The following is a 17785-nucleotide window of genomic DNA, read 5'->3' as shown; positions in this document are numbered from 1 at the left end:
GCACATGACAGTAGTTTAAATGTTTTGTTGCATGAGTGGCTCTATTGAGCAATTAGGGTGGTACCGCGGAAGGTTTAACCTCTCGTCCCTGGCATTATGCCGGAGATTGAGAGGTTTTTTGTTTTTTGAATACTTTCATCGGGGGGTAATAATATGCGTAGTGATACCATGACAAAGGGTTTGGAACGAGCACCACACCGTAGTTTGTTTCGGGCCCTGGGCATGATCGATGAAGAAATTTCCCGCCCCATGATTGGGGTGGTTAACTCCTTTAACGAAATTGTACCAGGCCATCTGCACTTAAGGGAAATTGCCGAGGCAGCCAAGGCTGGTGTTCGGATGGCTGGTGGTACACCCGTGGAGTTTCCGGTGATTGCTGTTTGTGATGGTATTGCCATGGGACACCCGGGTATGAGATATTCCCTGGCCAGTCGAGAAATTATTGCGGATTCCATCGAAGTGATGGCCCAGGCCCATCCCTTTGACGGTTTGGTCCTCATACCGAATTGTGACAAGGTGGTTCCTGGCATGTTGATGGCTGCTGCCAGGCTAAATATTCCAGCCATTGTAGTGAGCGGTGGGCCCATGCTGGCTGGGAGATTTCAAGACAAGGATGTTTCCTTGAGTCAAATGTTTGAAGCAGTTGGGGCGGTTGTAACGAACCGGATGACCCAAGAAGAATTGGCAGAGCTAGAGGACAATGCTTGTCCCGGCTGTGGTTCCTGCTCCGGTATGTTTACTGCCAACAGTATGAATTGCTTAACCGAAGCCCTGGGTATGGCCTTACCTGGCAATGGCACGATCCCGGCGGTATCCGCAGCCCGGAGACGGCTGGCCAAGGCAGCAGGCATGAGGGCAGTGGCTCTGGTTAAAGAGGATTTAAAACCCCGGGATATACTGACCATGGAGAACTTCCGAAACGGCTTGGCTGTGGATATGGCCCTGGGGTGCTCCACCAACACAGTTTTACACCTGCCAGCAATTGCCAATGAAGCAGGGATTACCCTGGACTTGAATTTAGTTAATGAAATCAGCGAAAAAACTCCCCACTTGTGTAAACTGAGCCCAGCGGGAGAACATCACATACAAGATCTTTATGCTGCAGGAGGAATCCAGGCAGTAATACAAGAGTTAAGTTGCAATGATCTGATTAATCTGAACATTAAAACTGTCAGTGGCCTGACGGTTGGACAGTTATTGGAACAAGCAAAACTTAGGGATCGCAATGTCATCCGTAGTGTCGAAGAACCCTACAGTCCGGTCGGCGGTCTAGCCATTCTGAGGGGAAATTTGGCACCGGATGGGGCTGTTGTAAAGAGGGCTGCTGTGGCACCAGAGATGTTAAAGCATACTGGTCCTGTCCGGGTTTTTGACGGAGAAGAAGCAGCCAATGCAGCCATTACCGGCGGCAAAATAAAGCCAGGTGACGTTGTCGTTATCCGTTATGAAGGGCCCAAGGGAGGGCCTGGTATGAGAGAGATGCTAGGTCCTACATCGGTGCTGGCTGGTATGGGACTGGATAAAGAAGTGGCTCTGCTGACAGATGGTCGCTTCTCTGGAGCTTCCCGGGGTGCCTCCATTGGTCACGTTTCCCCGGAAGCGGCGGAAGGAGGTCTTATAGCCGTCCTCCAGGACGGGGATATTGTGGAAATCGACATTCCCAATTATCGACTGGAAGTACAGCTTGACCAAGCAGAAATCAATCGCAGACTGTCAGAATGGCAGGTACCTCAGCCTAAAGTAAACAGGGGCTATTTGGCCCGCTATGCCGAAAAGGTTTCCTCTGCCGGAACAGGGGCGGTGTTGAATAAAGTATAAAAGACGAACTGGGGGTTTTTTACAATGAGAATGTCCGGTGCGCAAATATTACTTGACAGTTTAAAACAAGTGGGCGTTGATACTATTTTTGGTTACCCGGGCGGGCAAGCACTGCCCATCTATGATGCACTTTATGATTCCGATATTAGACATATACTGTGTCGCCACGAACAAGGGGCCGCCCATGCGGCAGATGGATATGCCAGGGCATCCGGTAAGGTAGGGGTTTGCTTGGCCACTTCCGGCCCCGGTGCCACAAATCTGGTCACAGGAATCGCCAATGCCTATATGGATTCGGTTCCCCTGGTAGCCATTACCGGTCAGGTTCCGACAACGATGCTGGGCAGGGATTCCTTTCAGGAAGCAGATATCACAGGTATTACCCTTCCCATAACGAAGCATAATTACATTGTTAAAGATATTAATGAGTTGGGAAAGGTAGTCAAAGAAGCCTTTCATATTGCTTCCACAGGGCGACCTGGACCCGTGCTGATTGATATGCCGAAGGATGTTTCTGCCGGGGAAATGGATTATTACCCCAATGGTCCGGTGGAATTGCCCGGTTATCATCCTCCCGGCGAAGCCAGTGAGGAAGCTGTTAACAGGGCCTTTAGGGCTATTGCAGAAAGCCAACGCCCGGTGATTTATGCCGGCGGGGGGATTGTCAGTGCCGGTGCCCACGAAGAACTTAAGAAATTATCCGAAGCCTTACTAGCACCTGTGGCCACCACCCTAATGGGTTTAGGAGGTTTTCCCGAGGATCACCCCCTATCATTAGGCATGTTGGGCATGCACGGCTCAAAATATGCTAATTTTGCCATCTGTGACTGTGATTTGTTAATCGCCGTTGGGGTGCGTTTTGATGATAGGGTAACAGGCAAGGTTGATGCCTTTGCTCCCCACGCCAAGATTATCCACATTGATATTGACCCAGCGGAACTTGGTAAAAATGTACGAGTAGATATTCCCATTGTGGGTAATGTAGAGCTAGTACTCAATCAACTGCTGGGGCGGGTGCAAGCCAAAATAGCTGGTGCTTGGCAAGAAAAAATTAGTGCTTGGAAGAAGGAGTACCCGCTTAATTTTGCTGAAAATGGCGAAGGTCTGAAAGCCCAGCAGGTGATCCAGGAGATCTACCGTCAGACCAAAGGCGAAGCCTTAATAGCCACTGAGGTAGGTCAACATCAGATGTGGGCGGCTCAATATTATACGTATACCAAACCACGCTCCTTCATCTCCTCCGGGGGACTAGGTACCATGGGTTATGGCTTTCCCGCCAGCATTGGCGCCCAGGTGGCTTGCCCCGAAGATGTTGTGTTTAATATAGCCGGCGATGGCAGCATCCAGATGAATATTCAAGAGTTGGCCACTGCAGTGGATAATGACCTGCCGGTAAATGTTGCCATCATGAATAATGGTTACCTTGGCATGGTTCGCCAGTGGCAGGAACTTCTTTATAATCGACGCTACTCCTACGTAGAAATGAAAAGCCCCAACTTTGTTAAGTTGGCTGAAGCCTATGACGCGGAGGGCTACCAAGTAACCAAAAAGAGTGAAGTTGCTGAGGTGCTCAAGGCAGCAATCCAGTCCCGTAAACCCGTATTGATGGATTTTGTGGTTGAACCAGAGGAGAACGTATTGCCCTTTGTTCCACCGGGCAATGCTTTAAATGAAATGATAGGTTAGAAAAGGTGTTTCCTTTTGACATTATAAAAACGCTAGCCCAGAATTAAAACGCCGCCAAAAACCTTATAAAGGTATTGCCTAACCTTAATATCGAATTTCTCCGGTAATTTATGTCTGTGGAGATTATTAGGAATAGTTTCTATTAAAGAAAGGAACGGTGGCTAAATGTATCACACACTGGCAGTATTAGTGGAAAACAGTCCTGGTGTATTGGCCAGGGTAGCAGGCCTTTTTAGTCGGCGCGGCTATAACATTGATAGCTTGGCAGTGGGACGCACCGATGACCCGGCGATCTCCCGTATGACCATTGTGGTAGAGGGAGATGAAAGGGTGTTGGAGCAGGTAAGTAAGCAATTGCACAAGTTAGTGGATGTCATCAAGATCAACGATATTACTGCCAATCCCCATGTAGACCGGGAAATGGTGCTGATTAAGGTTAGTGCTGATAATGGTAATAGGAATGAAATCATGCAAGTAGCCCAGATTTTCCGGGCCAATATTGTCGACTATGGTCACAAGAATCTCACTTTGGAGTGTACTGGCAACCAAGAAAAAATTACTGCCTTTGAAGAGGCCCTGCGCCCCTTCGGCATTAAAGAACTAGTGCGTACCGGTAAAGTAGCAATGCTGCGGGGCGCCAAATACACCAATATCAACAAGACAAAAGAGGAGGACTAATCATGGTTAAGGTTTATTACGATGGTGACGCTAATTTGGAGTTTTTAAAGGGTAAGAAAATTGCAGTTTTAGGCTATGGCAGCCAAGGTCACGCCCAGGCCCAGAGCCTTCGCGATAGTGGTTTAGACGTAGTGGTTGGTTTACGTAAAGACAGTGCCAGCTGGAGCAAAGTTGAAGCAGATGGCTTACAGGTAGCTACTGTTGCGGATGCTTGCGCCCAAGCAGAGGTTATTCAAATACTGCTGCCGGATGAAATTCAAGGCAGAGTCTATGCAGAAGAAATTGAACCCTACTTAAGCGAAGGGAAGGCCTTAATGTTCTCCCACGGTTTTAACATTCACTTTGGTCAAATCGTACCGCCCAAAAACGTAGACGTGTTCCTGGTAGCACCGAAAAGCCCTGGTCATTTGGTAAGACGTATGTATGCCGAAGGCAAAGGGGTTCCCGGTTTGGTGGCTATACACCAGGATTACACTGGCAAAGCCAAGGATATTGCTTTGGCCTATGCGAAAGGTATTGGTTGCACCAAAGCCGGTGTATTTGAAACTTCCTTTAAGGAAGAAACGGAAACCGACCTCTTTGGCGAACAGGCAGTTCTCTGCGGTGGGGTCAGCGAATTAATTAAGGCTGGCTTCGATACCTTGGTAGAAGCGGGTTATGCCCCAGAAATGGCTTACTTTGAATGCCTGCACGAACTAAAATTAATCGTGGATTTGATCTACGAGGGTGGTCTTTCCAGAATGAGATATTCCATTAGTAATACCGCAGAATATGGCGATTACATGATTGGACCTCGTATCATCACCGAAGAAACCCGTGATGAAATGAGACAGGTACTGATGGAGATTCAGGATGGCACCTTTGCCCGCAACTGGATGTTAGAAAACCAGGTAAAATCACCTCAGTTTAGTGCCATTCGCAAAATGGAAAAAGAGCATCAAATCGAAGAAGTAGGAGCAAGACTCCGTGAAATGATGTCCTGGTTAAAGAAATAATCTTTTGGGTATTCCTTGGGGGTCTAGCCATCAGCCGTCAACTGTCAGCCCTCTGCTTTGGTTGGTGGTTGATGGTGGCACTTCCTAAGGCACCTTGGAAATTAGTTTACAATAGAGTGTTGAATAAAGCGTTAGGCTGACGGCTGATGGCTGAAGGCTGACGACTATTACGGGAGGGATTGCTTTGGAAATTACTTGCGCCGAAGCTTTGGTTCGCTGCCTGGAAATGGAAGGTGTAGAAAACGTTTTTGGTTATCCTGGTGGTGCCATCCTCCCTGTTTACGATGCCTTGAGAAGCAGCAAGATCAAGCACATATTAACCCGGCACGAACAGGGGGCGGCCCATGGGGCCAGTGGTTATGCCCGAACAACCGGTAAAGTGGGGGTATGCATGGCAACCTCAGGACCAGGTGCCACAAACTTAGTAACTGGATTGGCCAATGCTTATATGGATTCAATTCCTATCGTTGCTTTTACTGGGCAAGTTCCCACATCCCAGGTAGGAACAGATGCCTTTCAAGAGGTTGATATTACCGGTATTACCATGCCGGTCACGAAACATAATTATCTAGTCAAAGATGCTAAAATGCTGCCCAAGATTATCAAACAGGCCTTTCATATTGCCCGTACTGGCAGGCCGGGACCCGTGTTGATTGACCTGCCAAAGGATGTTGCGCAGACTGTCATTAATTTTAACTACCCAACGGATGTAGAATTGATGGGTTATAAACCAACGGTTAAGGGTCATGTGGCTCAGATTAATCAAGCGGCTAAAATAATCATGCAAGCGGAAAGACCCGTTATTTACGTAGGCGGCGGTGTTGTTAATGCCAATGCTTCGGAAGAATTATTGTGGCTGGCAGAAACCATTGATGCACCGGTGGTAGCTACTCTCATGGGTCTGGGGGCCTTCCCCGGTGATCATCGCCTGTTCCTGGGTATGCTGGGCTTACATGGTATCAAGGCAGCCAACTTGGCGGTTACCGAATGCGACTTACTAATTACCCTGGGAGCCCGTTTCGATGACCGGGTTACCGGTAGATTAGGCGGCTTTGCTCCTAACGCAAAGGTTATTCATGTGGATGTTGACCCAGCGGAAATTAGCAAGAACATCCTGTCACACCTACCCATCGTTGGGGATACGAAGAAGGTGTTGGAGGCTTTAGTCGTTCGGCTAGATAAAAAACAAAATGTTGCTTGGAACACAAAGGTAGCTGCCTGGAAAGAAGAATTTGGGCCAAGATACCGGACGGAGGGTAATCTCCTCAAGCCCCAGCACATTATTGAGGAAATCAACCGCCATACCAAGGGCAAAGCCATTATTGCCACGGATGTGGGCCAGCACCAAATGTGGGTGGCGCAGCATTATAGCTTTACCGGCCCCAGAGATTTGGTGACCTCCGGTGGTTTGGGCTGCATGGGTTTTGGCTTACCCAGTGCCATTGGGGCACAAATTGGCAGGCCAGATGAAACCGTGGTGTTGGTAACGGGTGACGGCAGCTTCCAAATGACCTTAAATGAGCTAAGCACTGCCAGGGAGCAGGGTTTGCCTCTGAAAATTTTCGTTTTGAATAATGGATGTCTGGGCATGGTTCGCCAACTCCAGGAATTTTATTGCGACAAACGCTACACCGCAGTGGAGTTTTCTTTTGTACCAGATTTTACCGCTCTGGGCAAAGTCTATGGCTTTAAGGGAATATCTGTTCGAACAGAGGAAGAACTACAGAGTGCCTTAACCGAGGTCTTTGGGGAAAATGGACCGTTCATCGTGGATTGTGTCATCGACCCCGAAGAAAATGTTTTACCCATGGTAATGGCAGGCAAGGATCTATGCGATGCGGTGGATATAGAATAAAGATAATATGGGAGGGAATGGTTTGAACAACCGGGTGCATATCTTTGATACCACCCTGAGGGATGGTGAGCAATCCCCAGGGGTAAGCTTAAACTTAAATGAAAAATTACAAATAGCCAGGCAACTTGCACGGTTAGGAGTAGATATTATTGAAGCTGGTTTTCCCCTTACCTCCCCCGGAGACTTTGCTGCTGTTCAGGCTGTGGCCAAAGAAATACGAGGGATTACCGTTGCGGGCTTGGCCCGGGCAAACGTTAAGGATATTGACTGTGCGTGGGAAGCCCTAAAAGGCGCTGAACAGGGACGCATTCATATTTTTCTTGCCACATCTGATATTCATTTGAAATATAAATTGCGGATGAGCCGGGAGCAGGTTATTGAAGCAGCCGTGGCGGCTATAAAACATGCTAAGAAATACACCTCCGACGTAGAATTTTCTGCGGAAGATGCTTCCCGTTCGGATTTGGAATACCTTTGTAAAGTTTTTGGAGAAGTCATTAAGGCCGGTGCCACAGTGATTAATATACCGGATACCGTGGGTTATACCACACCGGAAGAATATGCTAAATTTATTCGGGCGATTATAGAAAAAACGCCAGGGATGGATAAGGTTACTACCAGTGTGCACTGTCATGATGACCTAGGTTTGGCAGTGGCCAATTCACTGGCCGCAGTGGGAGTCGGCGCCAGACAGGTGGAAGGGGCCATTAACGGCATCGGAGAAAGGGCTGGTAATGCTGCCCTGGAAGAAGTGATTATGGGGCTGCATACCAGAAAGGATCACTATGGTTTAATCACAGGCATTAACACGCAGGAAATTTATCGAACCAGTCGATTAGTAAGTTCTTTGACCGGTATGCCTGTGCAGCCTAATAAATCCGTAGTGGGTAAAAATGCCTTTGCCCATGAATCCGGCATTCACCAGGATGGTGTGCTAAAGGAAAGAACCACCTATGAGATTATGAATCCAGAACAGGTGGGAATTATCGCTAACAACTTAGTTTTAGGTAAACACTCTGGGCGACATGCCTTTAAGGAGCGTTTGTCGGAACTGGGCTATAGCTTAAACGAAGAAGAATTAAACCTGGCCTTTAGCCGCTTTAAGGTACTGGCCGATAAAAAGAAAGAAATTGCCGATCAAGATTTACAGGCAATTGTGGAAGATGAGATCAAGCATATTCCAGATACCTATGTATTGGAATACCTGCACATTTCCACTGGTACCTCTGTGGTACCCACCGCTACCCTGGGACTAAGGGTCGGTGAGGAACTAAAAGAGGAGGCTGCCTGTGGGGATGGTCCCGTGGATGCTATTTATAAAACCGTGGACAAAATTACAGGGTTTTCCTGCACGTTAGTAAACTACGCCCTTAATGCCATTACAGGCGGCAAAGATGCTTTGGGGGACGTAACCGTAAAGCTGCGGTGTGAGGGAAATGAAAAAACCTATACCGGACGTGGTCTCAGCACGGATATATTAGAGGCCTCGGCGAAGGCCTATGTAAATGCTGTAAACAAATTAATTTACGATCAGAAATAAGTTTTATATATAACACAAAGCCGGCGGCAGATGCCGGAAGGCTGAAAGCTATAAGGGGTGAATTACCGTGCCAATGACAATAACGGAAAAAGTGTTGGCTGCAGCAGCAGGCAAAGAAGGGGTAAAACCCGGAGAACTAATCAATGCTAAGGTTGATCTGGTTTTGGCAAACGACATTACGGGACCGGTAGCCATCAAGGAATTTGCTAAGATTGGCCGGGCAAAAGTTTGGGATAAAGACAGAGTGGCTTTAGTGCCGGACCACTTTACACCCAACAAAGACATTAAGTCTGCCGAACAGGCAAAGCTGGTACGGGATTTTGCCCATGCCCAGGAACTGACAAACTATTTTGAAGTGGGACGTATGGGTATTGAACACTGCCTACTGCCTGAACAGGGCTTGGTGGGACCCGGCGACGTCATTATCGGGGCCGATTCCCACACCTGCACCTATGGTGCATTGGGGGCCTTTGCCACCGGGGTGGGCAGCACAGACTTGGCTGCTGCCATGGCCCTGGGTGAAACCTGGTTTAAAGTGCCGGAGTCAATGAAGTTTGTCTTTAACGGAAAGTTAAGTAAATATGTTGGCGGCAAGGATTTAATCCTCTACACCATTGGTAAAATAGGTGTGGATGGTGCCCTATATAAAGCCATGGAATTTTGCGGCGAAGCCATTCGCCAGTTATCCATGGATGGTCGCCTAACCATGTGCAACATGGCCATTGAAGCCGGGGGTAAAAATGGGATTATCCAACCGGACGAAATCACCCGGCAGTATGTGGAAGGAAGGACCAAACGGCCCTATACCTTCTTTACCAGTGACCCGGCTGCACATTACTCAGAGGTCTTTGAATTTAACGTAGCGGATATTGAACCTCAGGTGGCCTTTCCCCACCTGCCTGAAAATGCCCGGCCTGTAAGTCAGGCTGGCCATGTGGATATCGATCAGGCGGTTATTGGCTCCTGCACCAACGGTCGCATGGAAGATTTGCGGCTGGCAGCAGAGGTCCTCCAGGGGAAGAAGGTTCATAAACGGGTTAGATTAGTTATTATTCCTGGTACCCAGGAAATCTATCGTCAGGCCATGCGGGAAGGTCTCTTTGAAATCTTCCTGGATGCCGGGGCTGTGGTCAGCACCCCCACCTGTGGTCCCTGTCTGGGAGGTCATATGGGTATCTTAGCCAAGGGTGAACGCTGCATTTCTACCACCAACCGCAACTTCGTAGGCCGTATGGGTCATCCGGAAAGTGAAGTTTATTTGGCGAACCCGGCTGTGACCGCAGCCAGCGCAGTTACTGGTCATATTTCTCACCCTGGGGAGGTGCTGTAAATGAGCTTACAAGGTAAAGTATGGAAATTTGGCAACGACGTGGACACAGATGTCATTATTGCAGCACGTTACTTAAACACCTCTGATCCAGTTGAGTTGGCGAAGCACTGTATGGAAGACGGAGATCCTACCTTTGCCGCCAAGGTAAAAACCGGCGATATCATGTTGGCCGGGAAAAACTTTGGCTGCGGCAGTTCCCGGGAGCATGCTCCCATTGCCATTAAGGCTGCGGGGGTTTCCTGCGTCGTGGCAAAATCCTTTGCCAGGATTTTTTATCGCAACGCCTTTAACATTGGTTTACCCATCTTGGAATGCCCGGAGGCCGCTGACGAAGTCAATGAGGGCGATGTTATTTCCGTTGATGTAGGCAGTGGTGCCATTGTTAACCAAACCACGGGTAAGACCTATCAAGCGGTGCCCATTCCAGATTTTATGAGACAAATTATTGATGCCGGCGGACTCATCGGCTATGTTAAAGGGCGGGTGAGCCAAGATGTATAAAATAGCCCTGCTGCCCGGTGATGGTATCGGGCCGGAAATTGTTCCCCAGGCTGTTCGGGTTTTACAAGTCATCGGGGAGAAATACCAGCGGCAGTTTGAATTTAAAACTGCCCTCATTGGCGGAGCAGCCTATGATGCCACCGGGCATCCACTGCCGGAGGAAACCCTGGAGCTTTGCCGCAATAGTGATGCGGTGCTTTTGGGGGCAGTGGGAGGACCCAAATGGGATAATCTGGAGCCCCATCTAAGACCAGAAAGGGGTGCCCTATTACCCCTCCGTAAGAAATTAGGCCTCTATGCCAATTTACGGCCCGCGGTGGTGAACCCCGCCCTGGCTGAGGCTTCCCCCTTGAAGGAAGAATTGGTTTCCGGCTTGGATGTTATGATTATACGGGAATTAACCGGTGGCCTATATTTTGGCGAGAAACACCGGGAAGATTTGCCCGATGGCGGACAAAAGGCAGTCGAAACCTTAGAATATACCACCCAAGAAGTTGAAAGGGTAGCCCGTTTAGGCTTTGAAATGGCCAGAAAAAGAAACAAAAAACTAATGTCGGTGGATAAGGCCAATGTATTAGAAAGTTCTAAACTATGGCGGGAAGTCGTGATAAAGCTGGCCGAGGAATATCCCGATGTTGAATTGAGCCATATGTATGTGGATAACTGTGCCATGCAGTTGGTACGTAATCCCAAGCAATTTGATGTCATGGTTACAGAGAACATGTTCGGTGATATCCTGACTGATTTAGCTTCCCAGCTTACCGGTTCCATCGGGATGCTTCCCTCTGCCAGCCTGGGCGGAGAAGTGGCTCTTTTTGAACCCATTCACGGTTCAGCTCCGGATATTGCCGGACAGAACTTAGCGAACCCCATTGCCACCATCCTATCTGCCGCCATGATGCTGCGCGTCACCCTTGGTTTAGACACGGAAGCAACAGCCATTGAGCAGGCTGTGGATCAGGTGTTAGCCCAAGGCTACCGCACCGGAGATATCATGCAGCCAGACAAAACTAAGTTGGGCACAGTGGAAATGACCGATGCGATAATAAAAGCTTTAGGGTAAGAATATTGGGTCAAGCCATGAGCCGTGGGCCGTGGCTGACCCGAAAGGAATGCAGTATGAGAAACAATGAGGTGGTTTGAATTGGGGATTTAAAGAGAGTTAAAATATACGACACCACACTACGGGACGGTACCCAGGGTGAAGGCGTAAGCCTTTCGGCAGAAGACAAGGTTAAAATAGCCCTAAGGCTAGATGATATGGGTTTCCATTATATCGAAGGGGGTTGGCCGGGATCCAACCCTAAGGATATGGAGTTCTTTCATCTTATCAAACACCACAACTTAAAGAATGCTCAAGTCACAGCCTTTGGCAGCACCTGCAAACCAGGTGTGGAGCCTGAGCAAGACACCAATCTGAATGGTTTGTTAGACGCTGGTGTTCAAGTAGCAACTATTTTTGGTAAATCATGGGACTTTCATGTATTTAAAGCCCTCAATACTACTTTAGAGGAAAACCTACGCATTGTACAAGGATCAGTGGCTTTCCTCAAGGGTAAAGGACTAACGGTATTCTTTGACGCGGAACATTTTTTTGATGGTTACAAGGCCAATCAAGAATATGCTTTACAGGTTCTAAGGGCGGCCGTTCAAGGCGGGGCAGAGGCAGTGATCCTCTGTGATACCAATGGAGGGAACATGCCACATGAAATCCAGCAAGCTGTAACCCATGTGGCCCGGGAGTTACCAGGAGTGGAATTGGGCATCCATGCACACAATGATGGGGAAATGGCCGTGGCCAATAGCATCATGGCGGTGCAGGCCGGTGTCACCCAGGTGCAGGGAACCATTAACGGCATCGGGGAGAGATGCGGCAATGCCAATCTTTGCTCCATCGTCCCAAACCTTAGCTTAAAAATGGGCTATACCACCATTCCGGCGACTAATCTAGCCTACCTGACAGAACTCTCACGCTATGTCTACGAACTGGCAAACTTAAACCCAGTGGCGAATCAACCCTTTGTGGGTGAAAGTGCCTTTGCCCATAAGGGGGGCATCCATGTCAGTGCCTTAATGAAAGAACCAGGTACCTACGAGCATATGGCTCCCGAACGGGTGGGCAATGTAAGACGAGTGCTGATGTCTGAGCTGGCCGGGATCTCCAACCTCCTCTATAAATATAAAGAACTCCAACTAGACAAAGGCAGCCCAGAAGGGCGGCAGGTACTGGAGCAACTGAAAAACATGGAGCACAAGGGCTACCAATTTGAAGCTGCAGAAGGCTCACTGGAACTAATGTTGCGTAAGGCCATCAATGGCTACCGAGAACCCTTCCAAATGGAAAGCATGAGGCTTATCTTAGAGATGCGGGAGCAAAATCCCATTCATTCAGAGGCGGTTATTAAACTGAGGGTCGGGGAAGAAATTGTCCATACCGCAGCCGAGGGTAACGGTCCGGTAAACGCCCTGGATAACGCTTTAAGAAAAGCCCTGGAAACCTTTTATCCTGAAGTGGCTGGTATGCGTCTGCTGGATTACAAGGTTCGGGTGCTGGAAGAAAAGGCAGGAACCGAAGCCCAGGTTCGCGTTCTTATCGAAACCGGCAACGGCAAAAAGAACTGGGGCACAGTCGGTGTTTCCACCAACATCATAGAAGCAAGCTGGCAGGCCCTAGCCGACAGTATGGCCTATGGTCTACTGCCAGAAACCAAAGTAAACAGCTAATCAAAGCCCTTGTTTTGCCTGTTGGCAAAGACAAGGGCTTATTGTTATTTTTGTTATTGCTGTTAGCAAGTGTTGCATTATGTATAAGGAATGTATCGTTGCCCCAAAACGGGTGGACAGAGTCGTCCCCCTACATGGTTCACAGAAATCCACGGTGATGCAATATAAGAATAATGTTCAGCAACTCATAAATATATTTTTTACATTTTCTTATAAATAATGTATTTATAAGATATAGCAGAAACAAATATAAAGATTAGCGTACGTGCAATGAATCCATCTGCAAAAAAATAACTATATGCATATTGTAAGATTATGGAGGAAAATACCACAGTGATAAAAAATAAAATTAATCTTTTTAGAGTATTATTCATAAGGAATAAGCCCCAGTCCTTTTATAACAGCCTTTCCATCATCACTTTTCAGCCAGTTGATGATAATCCTGGCACTGTGGTTTTTCGGCAAATCCTTTCGCACCACCGCATAATAACCATCCGTAAGAGAATATGAACCATCTGCTAGGCTTTCCTCCGTGGGAACGAAACCTTCAAATGCGAGAATCTTCAACCTTTCATCGATCCCGGTCATTTCCCCCATGCTTTTTAAATAAGTGTATAGCGTATAGCCAAGTGCATAGCTGTCTGTGGGGCTGCCATTTAGTCCGCCATGATGGTAAAAAGCCACTTGTTCCAGCATACCCTCCATGGTTAACTCCACATAATTTTTCTGTATGGCGGAGTGCATTTTCTTACCGTCTAAAACAAGGTTATCCATCTGTGATTGGCTGCCGCTGTCCGAATTTCTGCAAATCGGCACAAGCTTACGGTTAGGGCCACCTAACTCAGTCCAATTTGTTATGCCATAATCGAGGTAGATGCTGCGTAACTGCTCCAGTGTTATATTTTCCGTCTCGTTTTCGATGGGGGTGATAAATACCAGTGCCTCAGCGGCTATTGGGAAAAATTCAAGTTCTACGCCCTTGTCCTTTGCAAGGTCCAGAACATCCGAAGAGGCATAGGGTACAATGATCATATCCACTTCACCGTTTATCAGTGCTTGATAGGAAGGGACTGTTTTTGCTGCTGTTTCAGGAAAATTGTCATTTTCATAATACTGATAGAGAGCTTTATTGATGGCCCGAACAATTGAAAGCGTTGAGGTAGAGCCATCCATTTTCGGATAGTTTTGATGCGTAATTCCCAATTTCCCAGCCGTATCACTCATAAGGTTTGCATTATTAACCGTTGCATCTTTTGATGGAGAAACCGTGGGTTGCGGCGTGTCTCCAACCTTTGTACAAGAAACAAGTACGAGTGCCAGCAAAAGCATGAACACAAAGGCCAAGGGTTTCCTCATGGTTAACCTCCTTCCCGAAGTACATCGTTACTTTGAGGTGCGGAATCGCCTTGACTATTTAATTTTTCTTTAATAAGATTAATTTCTTCCATAATCATCATTGTACAAACGATGACAGTAAATAGTAGCGAAATTAAAAGGGCATGTGTTGCAGCATGATAGGAACCTTCTACCGAACTGTATCCAATATTTGAAATGATGGGAGCAATGACGATGAGCGATAGAAAGAAGATAAATACTGCTGCAAATAAAGCCCAACCGATTCTTTTCATATACAAATACCCCCTAATATTCAACATGGTGTCTGGCACCATGGTTGAATAACTATGAAGCAGTGTGCCAGGTGTTATCGCCAAACCACTGCTGATAAATTTTTGCATACTCTCCGCTTTCTATAATCCTTTGTAAACCGTTGTTAATCTGGTTCAGGAGTTCAGGTTTGTTCTGAGCCACAGCAATACCCATGTCCTCTGGGGAAATCAATTCACCTAATAACTTGATGTCAGTATTAGCACGAATATATGCGCTAGCGGAGGGGAAATCGCAGATAGCGGCATCGACTTGTCCATTTTTTAATTCTGCTAGGACCTGTTCAACGGTGTCAAAGGGGTGCAGCTTAGCCGAGACCTGTTGTTCAGCCAAATCATAGGCATAGGAACCACCTTGTACAGCAAGGTTTTTACCGGCCAAATCAGATAGTTTGTTTATATTACTGTTATTGGATTTTACAGCAATGACTTGCCCGTAAGTAAAGTAGGGCTGGGAAAATAAAAACCGCTTTTTTCGTTCCTCGGTGATGCTGATACCAGAAATCACGGCATCCACTTGATCAGCCAGCAAAGATGAAAAAAGTTGATCAAAGGAAAGATTTTTAAATTCTACCTCCAGGCCCTCAGCCCTAGCGACAGCTTGCATTAGGTCAATATCAAAACCGATATATTTATTGTTTGGTTCCAAAGACTCAAAGGGTGGGAAGGTAGGGTCGCAGCCAACCACAATTTTTTGCTTGGCCATAGCCGGTGTTTCACCAATCCACACCGTTAAAGTATCGCCATCCCATTTTACCGACTGGCCTAAGGATTCTGTCACAAAACGCAGGGGCACATAGGTGGTACCCTGATGGATAAAGGAGGGTTGTCCCTCCGTGGGGGTTTTCTCACTGCCGTTAATAAAAAATTTCAAGGGCAAGGGATTTACCGTAACTGTCTGATCCGCTGCCAGTGCTTGAGTGCTAAATGGGAAAACTATCATTAACAAACCCAAAAGAATAAGTAAGAAGTTTCTCTTCATAAAGCAATACCTCCTAAAAATTTATATTTAATCATTACTTAGACGAAAGAGAGGAAAAACCTCTTGTAGATTTTCAAATCAATTTTGAAGGGGATGACAATAAACTTCTATCATTTGCGGTAGATTCCAATGCGGAAGGAATGATTGTTAGCACCGAGCGAAAGGGAATTTTGGGGTTACTTAAAATTTTACTACAAGAAAGCCTATAAAAGTTATTAAAGGTTATCCCTGGATGGGTTATAATGGTATAAAAACATGGGGGGAGCGAAATTGACTAAGCATATGGTAGCCGGAGTTGTTCTGGCCATGGGTCTGCTGATGACCTCTATGGCGGCGGCAAGTGAAAGTAGCCAAGTTGCCGTGCCGGAAAGGATGGAACAAACAAACCAGATAGCAAAAACTGAAGCTGATTCGAAGGAGGCAACTATTGCCACGGGGGTTGAGTTAACAGATTCACAACAGAGGATGCTGGAAAAATATTATCAGATACTGCCGGAGCTGAAAAAACTAACCCTTCAATTTGTAGGAAACTCTGAAACAGACAGCATTTGGATATGGCACTTTTATCAAGAACTTCCGCCGGGAAGCTCCGGTATCGATGCAGCCAGTGCCAGATTAACCTTTGCTGCCAACAGCGATGAACTCTGTACGTTTGACATGTCAATTCCTGAGTGGGCCACGGAAAAACTGCCGTCACAGGAATTCGCCAAGCAGCAGGCAGCTCAATTTATTAAGAGGGTTCTGGGGGACAAGGCAGACCTCTACCAAATGAATGAGCAATTAGGCTATAGTGGTAGTTCAAGTAGTGATAGTGAGGGTAACGAAATACGGTGGAGTGCAAGGACGGTAAGCTTTGATTATTTAGTGAATGGGATACCCTTTTTGAATCAAGCACTAAGGGTAGACGTGGATGCCGCTGGGCATATAACCGGTTATTACCGACAAAAAATGGACAATTTAGATACCAGTGTCTTTCCAGACCCGGCCAAAGCCATCAGCCAGCAAGAAGCCACGGATATATTTAACCAAATGATACAAATGAAACTGAACTACATACAGTGTCAACCCTTGCAATTCGGCATGAGGGGCGAATCAAGGGAGACTCGTCCCGTTCTTATGTATGCGCCGGTGCATGCCAGTTCGATTGATGCCTTATCCGGTGAACCTGTACAGGAAATGGGGAATTTGGCCAGCCAATCGGAGAGGGTGCAATTGAGTGGTGCAGGGAAGCAACTTTTGGCACAGACCAAGGAAGAAGCGGCTAAAGTATTGGTCGAAGAATTTAAGATGGACATGGGAACGATGGCGTTTAATCATATTCATGAACATAAAGATACTTTCCAAGGAGCTACGAAATATAAAGACTTTTCCTGGAGCACTGCCAATGAGCCCGAGGACGGAAACGACATGAAGTATGTACACCTACAGACTGTTGCGGCTAGCGGAGAAGTTTTGCGTTTAAGCGTGCAAGATCACTCAAAGGCAGTTAAAGAAGAGAGGGTTGCCAAAGAGTTAATTCGGCAAAGAGCCCTGCAATTTATACAAAGGTATTTGGCTGTCGGTTCAACAGAAATGGATTTAGTATCCTATGATTTTGATACGATCGCCTGGTTTGATCAGAAACGAAGGAACAAAGAAGAGCTACCGGAGCCAGTCAGTCATTTTTCGTTTTACCCCCTATATCAGGGAATTCCAGTCAGTGATGGGGGCTATTTTGTTTCGATCAATAATTTAACGGGTGAGGTAGTAGGCTATGCCAAAGGTGGTTTGGATACTTCTGTAAGGCTGCCGGATAAGCAAGGGATTGTCACCGCTGAAGTTGCTAAAGCCGAGTATCTAAAAACCCACCCCCTATCCTTGACCTACTTCTGGCCTGAATGGCTCGGGCAGAGGGCACCAGCCCCTTATCTGGTTTATATGCCAAAACCTCAAGCGGGTGTCACATATATTGATGCTTTGACCGGCCAATCAGTCGTTATTGGGTATGGCGATACCGATTAATTTTTAAAATA

14 protein-coding genes are annotated in these 17785 nt (G+C 47.1%); 11 read left to right on the top strand and 3 right to left on the bottom strand.

Annotated features, from left to right (window positions below; translation table 11 throughout):
• Positions 1-153: 153 nt before the first annotated feature.
• The 10 genes from ilvD (at position 154) to cimA (ending at position 13127) form a co-directional block, all read left to right on the top strand.
• Positions 154-1818 (top strand): dihydroxy-acid dehydratase, encoded by a 1665-nt coding sequence (ilvD, locus tag AC1U9Z_RS12050; protein WP_479957523.1) that lies wholly within the window; start codon positions 154-156, stop codon positions 1816-1818.
• 24 nt (positions 1819-1842) lie between these two features.
• Positions 1843-3504 (top strand): biosynthetic-type acetolactate synthase large subunit, encoded by a 1662-nt coding sequence (ilvB, locus tag AC1U9Z_RS12045; RefSeq protein ID WP_479957521.1) that lies wholly within the window; start codon positions 1843-1845, stop codon positions 3502-3504.
• 165 nt (positions 3505-3669) lie between these two features.
• Complete coding sequence (gene ilvN / locus AC1U9Z_RS12040) at positions 3670-4182, top strand: acetolactate synthase small subunit (protein ID WP_479957519.1); 513 nt, start codon at positions 3670-3672, stop codon at positions 4180-4182.
• A 2-nt stretch (positions 4183-4184) separates the two neighbouring features.
• Positions 4185-5177: a ketol-acid reductoisomerase gene (gene ilvC, locus AC1U9Z_RS12035; RefSeq protein ID WP_479957517.1), complete on the top strand. Its 993-nt coding sequence runs from the start codon at positions 4185-4187 to the stop codon at positions 5175-5177.
• A gap of 184 nt (positions 5178-5361) precedes the next feature.
• On the top strand, positions 5362-7032 hold the full coding sequence (gene ilvB / locus AC1U9Z_RS12030) for a biosynthetic-type acetolactate synthase large subunit (RefSeq protein WP_479957515.1): 1671 nt from the start codon (positions 5362-5364) through the stop codon (positions 7030-7032).
• Positions 7033-7054: 22 nt separating this feature from the next.
• Positions 7055-8572, top strand: a complete 1518-nt coding sequence (locus AC1U9Z_RS12025; RefSeq protein ID WP_479957513.1) for a 2-isopropylmalate synthase — start codon at positions 7055-7057, stop codon at positions 8570-8572.
• 67 nt (positions 8573-8639) lie between these two features.
• Positions 8640-9902 (top strand): 3-isopropylmalate dehydratase large subunit, encoded by a 1263-nt coding sequence (gene leuC / locus AC1U9Z_RS12020; RefSeq protein ID WP_479957511.1) that lies wholly within the window; start codon positions 8640-8642, stop codon positions 9900-9902.
• Entirely contained in the window at positions 9903-10403 is a 501-nt protein-coding gene (gene leuD / locus AC1U9Z_RS12015; protein WP_479957509.1) for a 3-isopropylmalate dehydratase small subunit, read from the top strand.
• Positions 10396-11466, top strand: a complete 1071-nt coding sequence (gene leuB, locus AC1U9Z_RS12010; RefSeq protein ID WP_479957507.1) for a 3-isopropylmalate dehydrogenase — start codon at positions 10396-10398, stop codon at positions 11464-11466. Before leuD ends, leuB begins: the two co-directional genes overlap by 8 nt.
• 104 nt (positions 11467-11570) lie before the next feature.
• Complete coding sequence (cimA, locus tag AC1U9Z_RS12005) at positions 11571-13127, top strand: citramalate synthase (protein WP_479957582.1); 1557 nt, start codon at positions 11571-11573, stop codon at positions 13125-13127.
• 366 nt (positions 13128-13493) lie between these two features.
• Here the strand turns inward: cimA and AC1U9Z_RS12000 are convergent, their stop codons facing one another.
• Genes AC1U9Z_RS12000 through AC1U9Z_RS11990 form a run of 3 tightly spaced genes read right to left on the bottom strand, consistent with a single transcriptional unit; the run spans position 13494 to position 15773 of the window.
• On the bottom strand, positions 13494-14483 hold the full coding sequence (locus tag AC1U9Z_RS12000) for a PstS family phosphate ABC transporter substrate-binding protein (RefSeq protein WP_479957505.1): 990 nt from the start codon (positions 14481-14483) through the stop codon (positions 13494-13496).
• 2 nt (positions 14484-14485) lie between these two features.
• The gene (locus AC1U9Z_RS11995; protein WP_479957503.1) at positions 14486-14755 is read right to left on the bottom strand and encodes a hypothetical protein; all 270 of its coding nucleotides are present in this window, start codon (positions 14753-14755) and stop codon (positions 14486-14488) included.
• 52 nt (positions 14756-14807) lie between these two features.
• Positions 14808-15773, bottom strand: a complete 966-nt coding sequence (locus AC1U9Z_RS11990) for a transporter substrate-binding domain-containing protein (RefSeq protein WP_479957501.1) — start codon at positions 15771-15773, stop codon at positions 14808-14810.
• Between the two features lie 270 nt (positions 15774-16043).
• Here AC1U9Z_RS11990 and AC1U9Z_RS11985 point away from each other — a divergent pair, with 270 nt between their 5' ends.
• Entirely contained in the window at positions 16044-17774 is a 1731-nt protein-coding gene (locus AC1U9Z_RS11985; RefSeq protein ID WP_479957499.1) for a YcdB/YcdC domain-containing protein, read from the top strand.
• The last annotated feature ends 11 nt before the right edge of the window (positions 17775-17785 follow it).

The sequence above is a fragment of the Desulfotomaculum sp. genome (assembly GCF_982386235.1).
Note: the sequence above shows the minus strand (reverse complement) of the source record. Positions and strands in the feature narration are given on the sequence as shown.

Bases quoted from the DNA above. Each gene is read 5' to 3' on its own strand.
- ilvD (WP_479957523.1), top strand. From the start codon at position 154: ATGCGTAGTGATACCATGACAAAGGGTTTGGAACGAGCACCACACCGT.
- ilvB (WP_479957521.1), top strand. From the start codon at position 1,843: ATGAGAATGTCCGGTGCGCAAATATTACTTGACAGTTTAAAACAAGTG.
- ilvN (WP_479957519.1), top strand. From the start codon at position 3,670: ATGTATCACACACTGGCAGTATTAGTGGAAAACAGTCCTGGTGTATTG.
- ilvC (WP_479957517.1), top strand. From the start codon at position 4,185: ATGGTTAAGGTTTATTACGATGGTGACGCTAATTTGGAGTTTTTAAAG.
- leuD (WP_479957509.1), top strand. From the start codon at position 9,903: ATGAGCTTACAAGGTAAAGTATGGAAATTTGGCAACGACGTGGACACA.
- leuB (WP_479957507.1), top strand. From the start codon at position 10,396: ATGTATAAAATAGCCCTGCTGCCCGGTGATGGTATCGGGCCGGAAATT.
- AC1U9Z_RS12000 (WP_479957505.1), bottom strand. From the start codon at position 14,483: ATGAGGAAACCCTTGGCCTTTGTGTTCATGCTTTTGCTGGCACTCGTA.
- AC1U9Z_RS11995 (WP_479957503.1), bottom strand. From the start codon at position 14,755: ATGAAAAGAATCGGTTGGGCTTTATTTGCAGCAGTATTTATCTTCTTT.
- AC1U9Z_RS11990 (WP_479957501.1), bottom strand. From the start codon at position 15,773: ATGAAGAGAAACTTCTTACTTATTCTTTTGGGTTTGTTAATGATAGTT.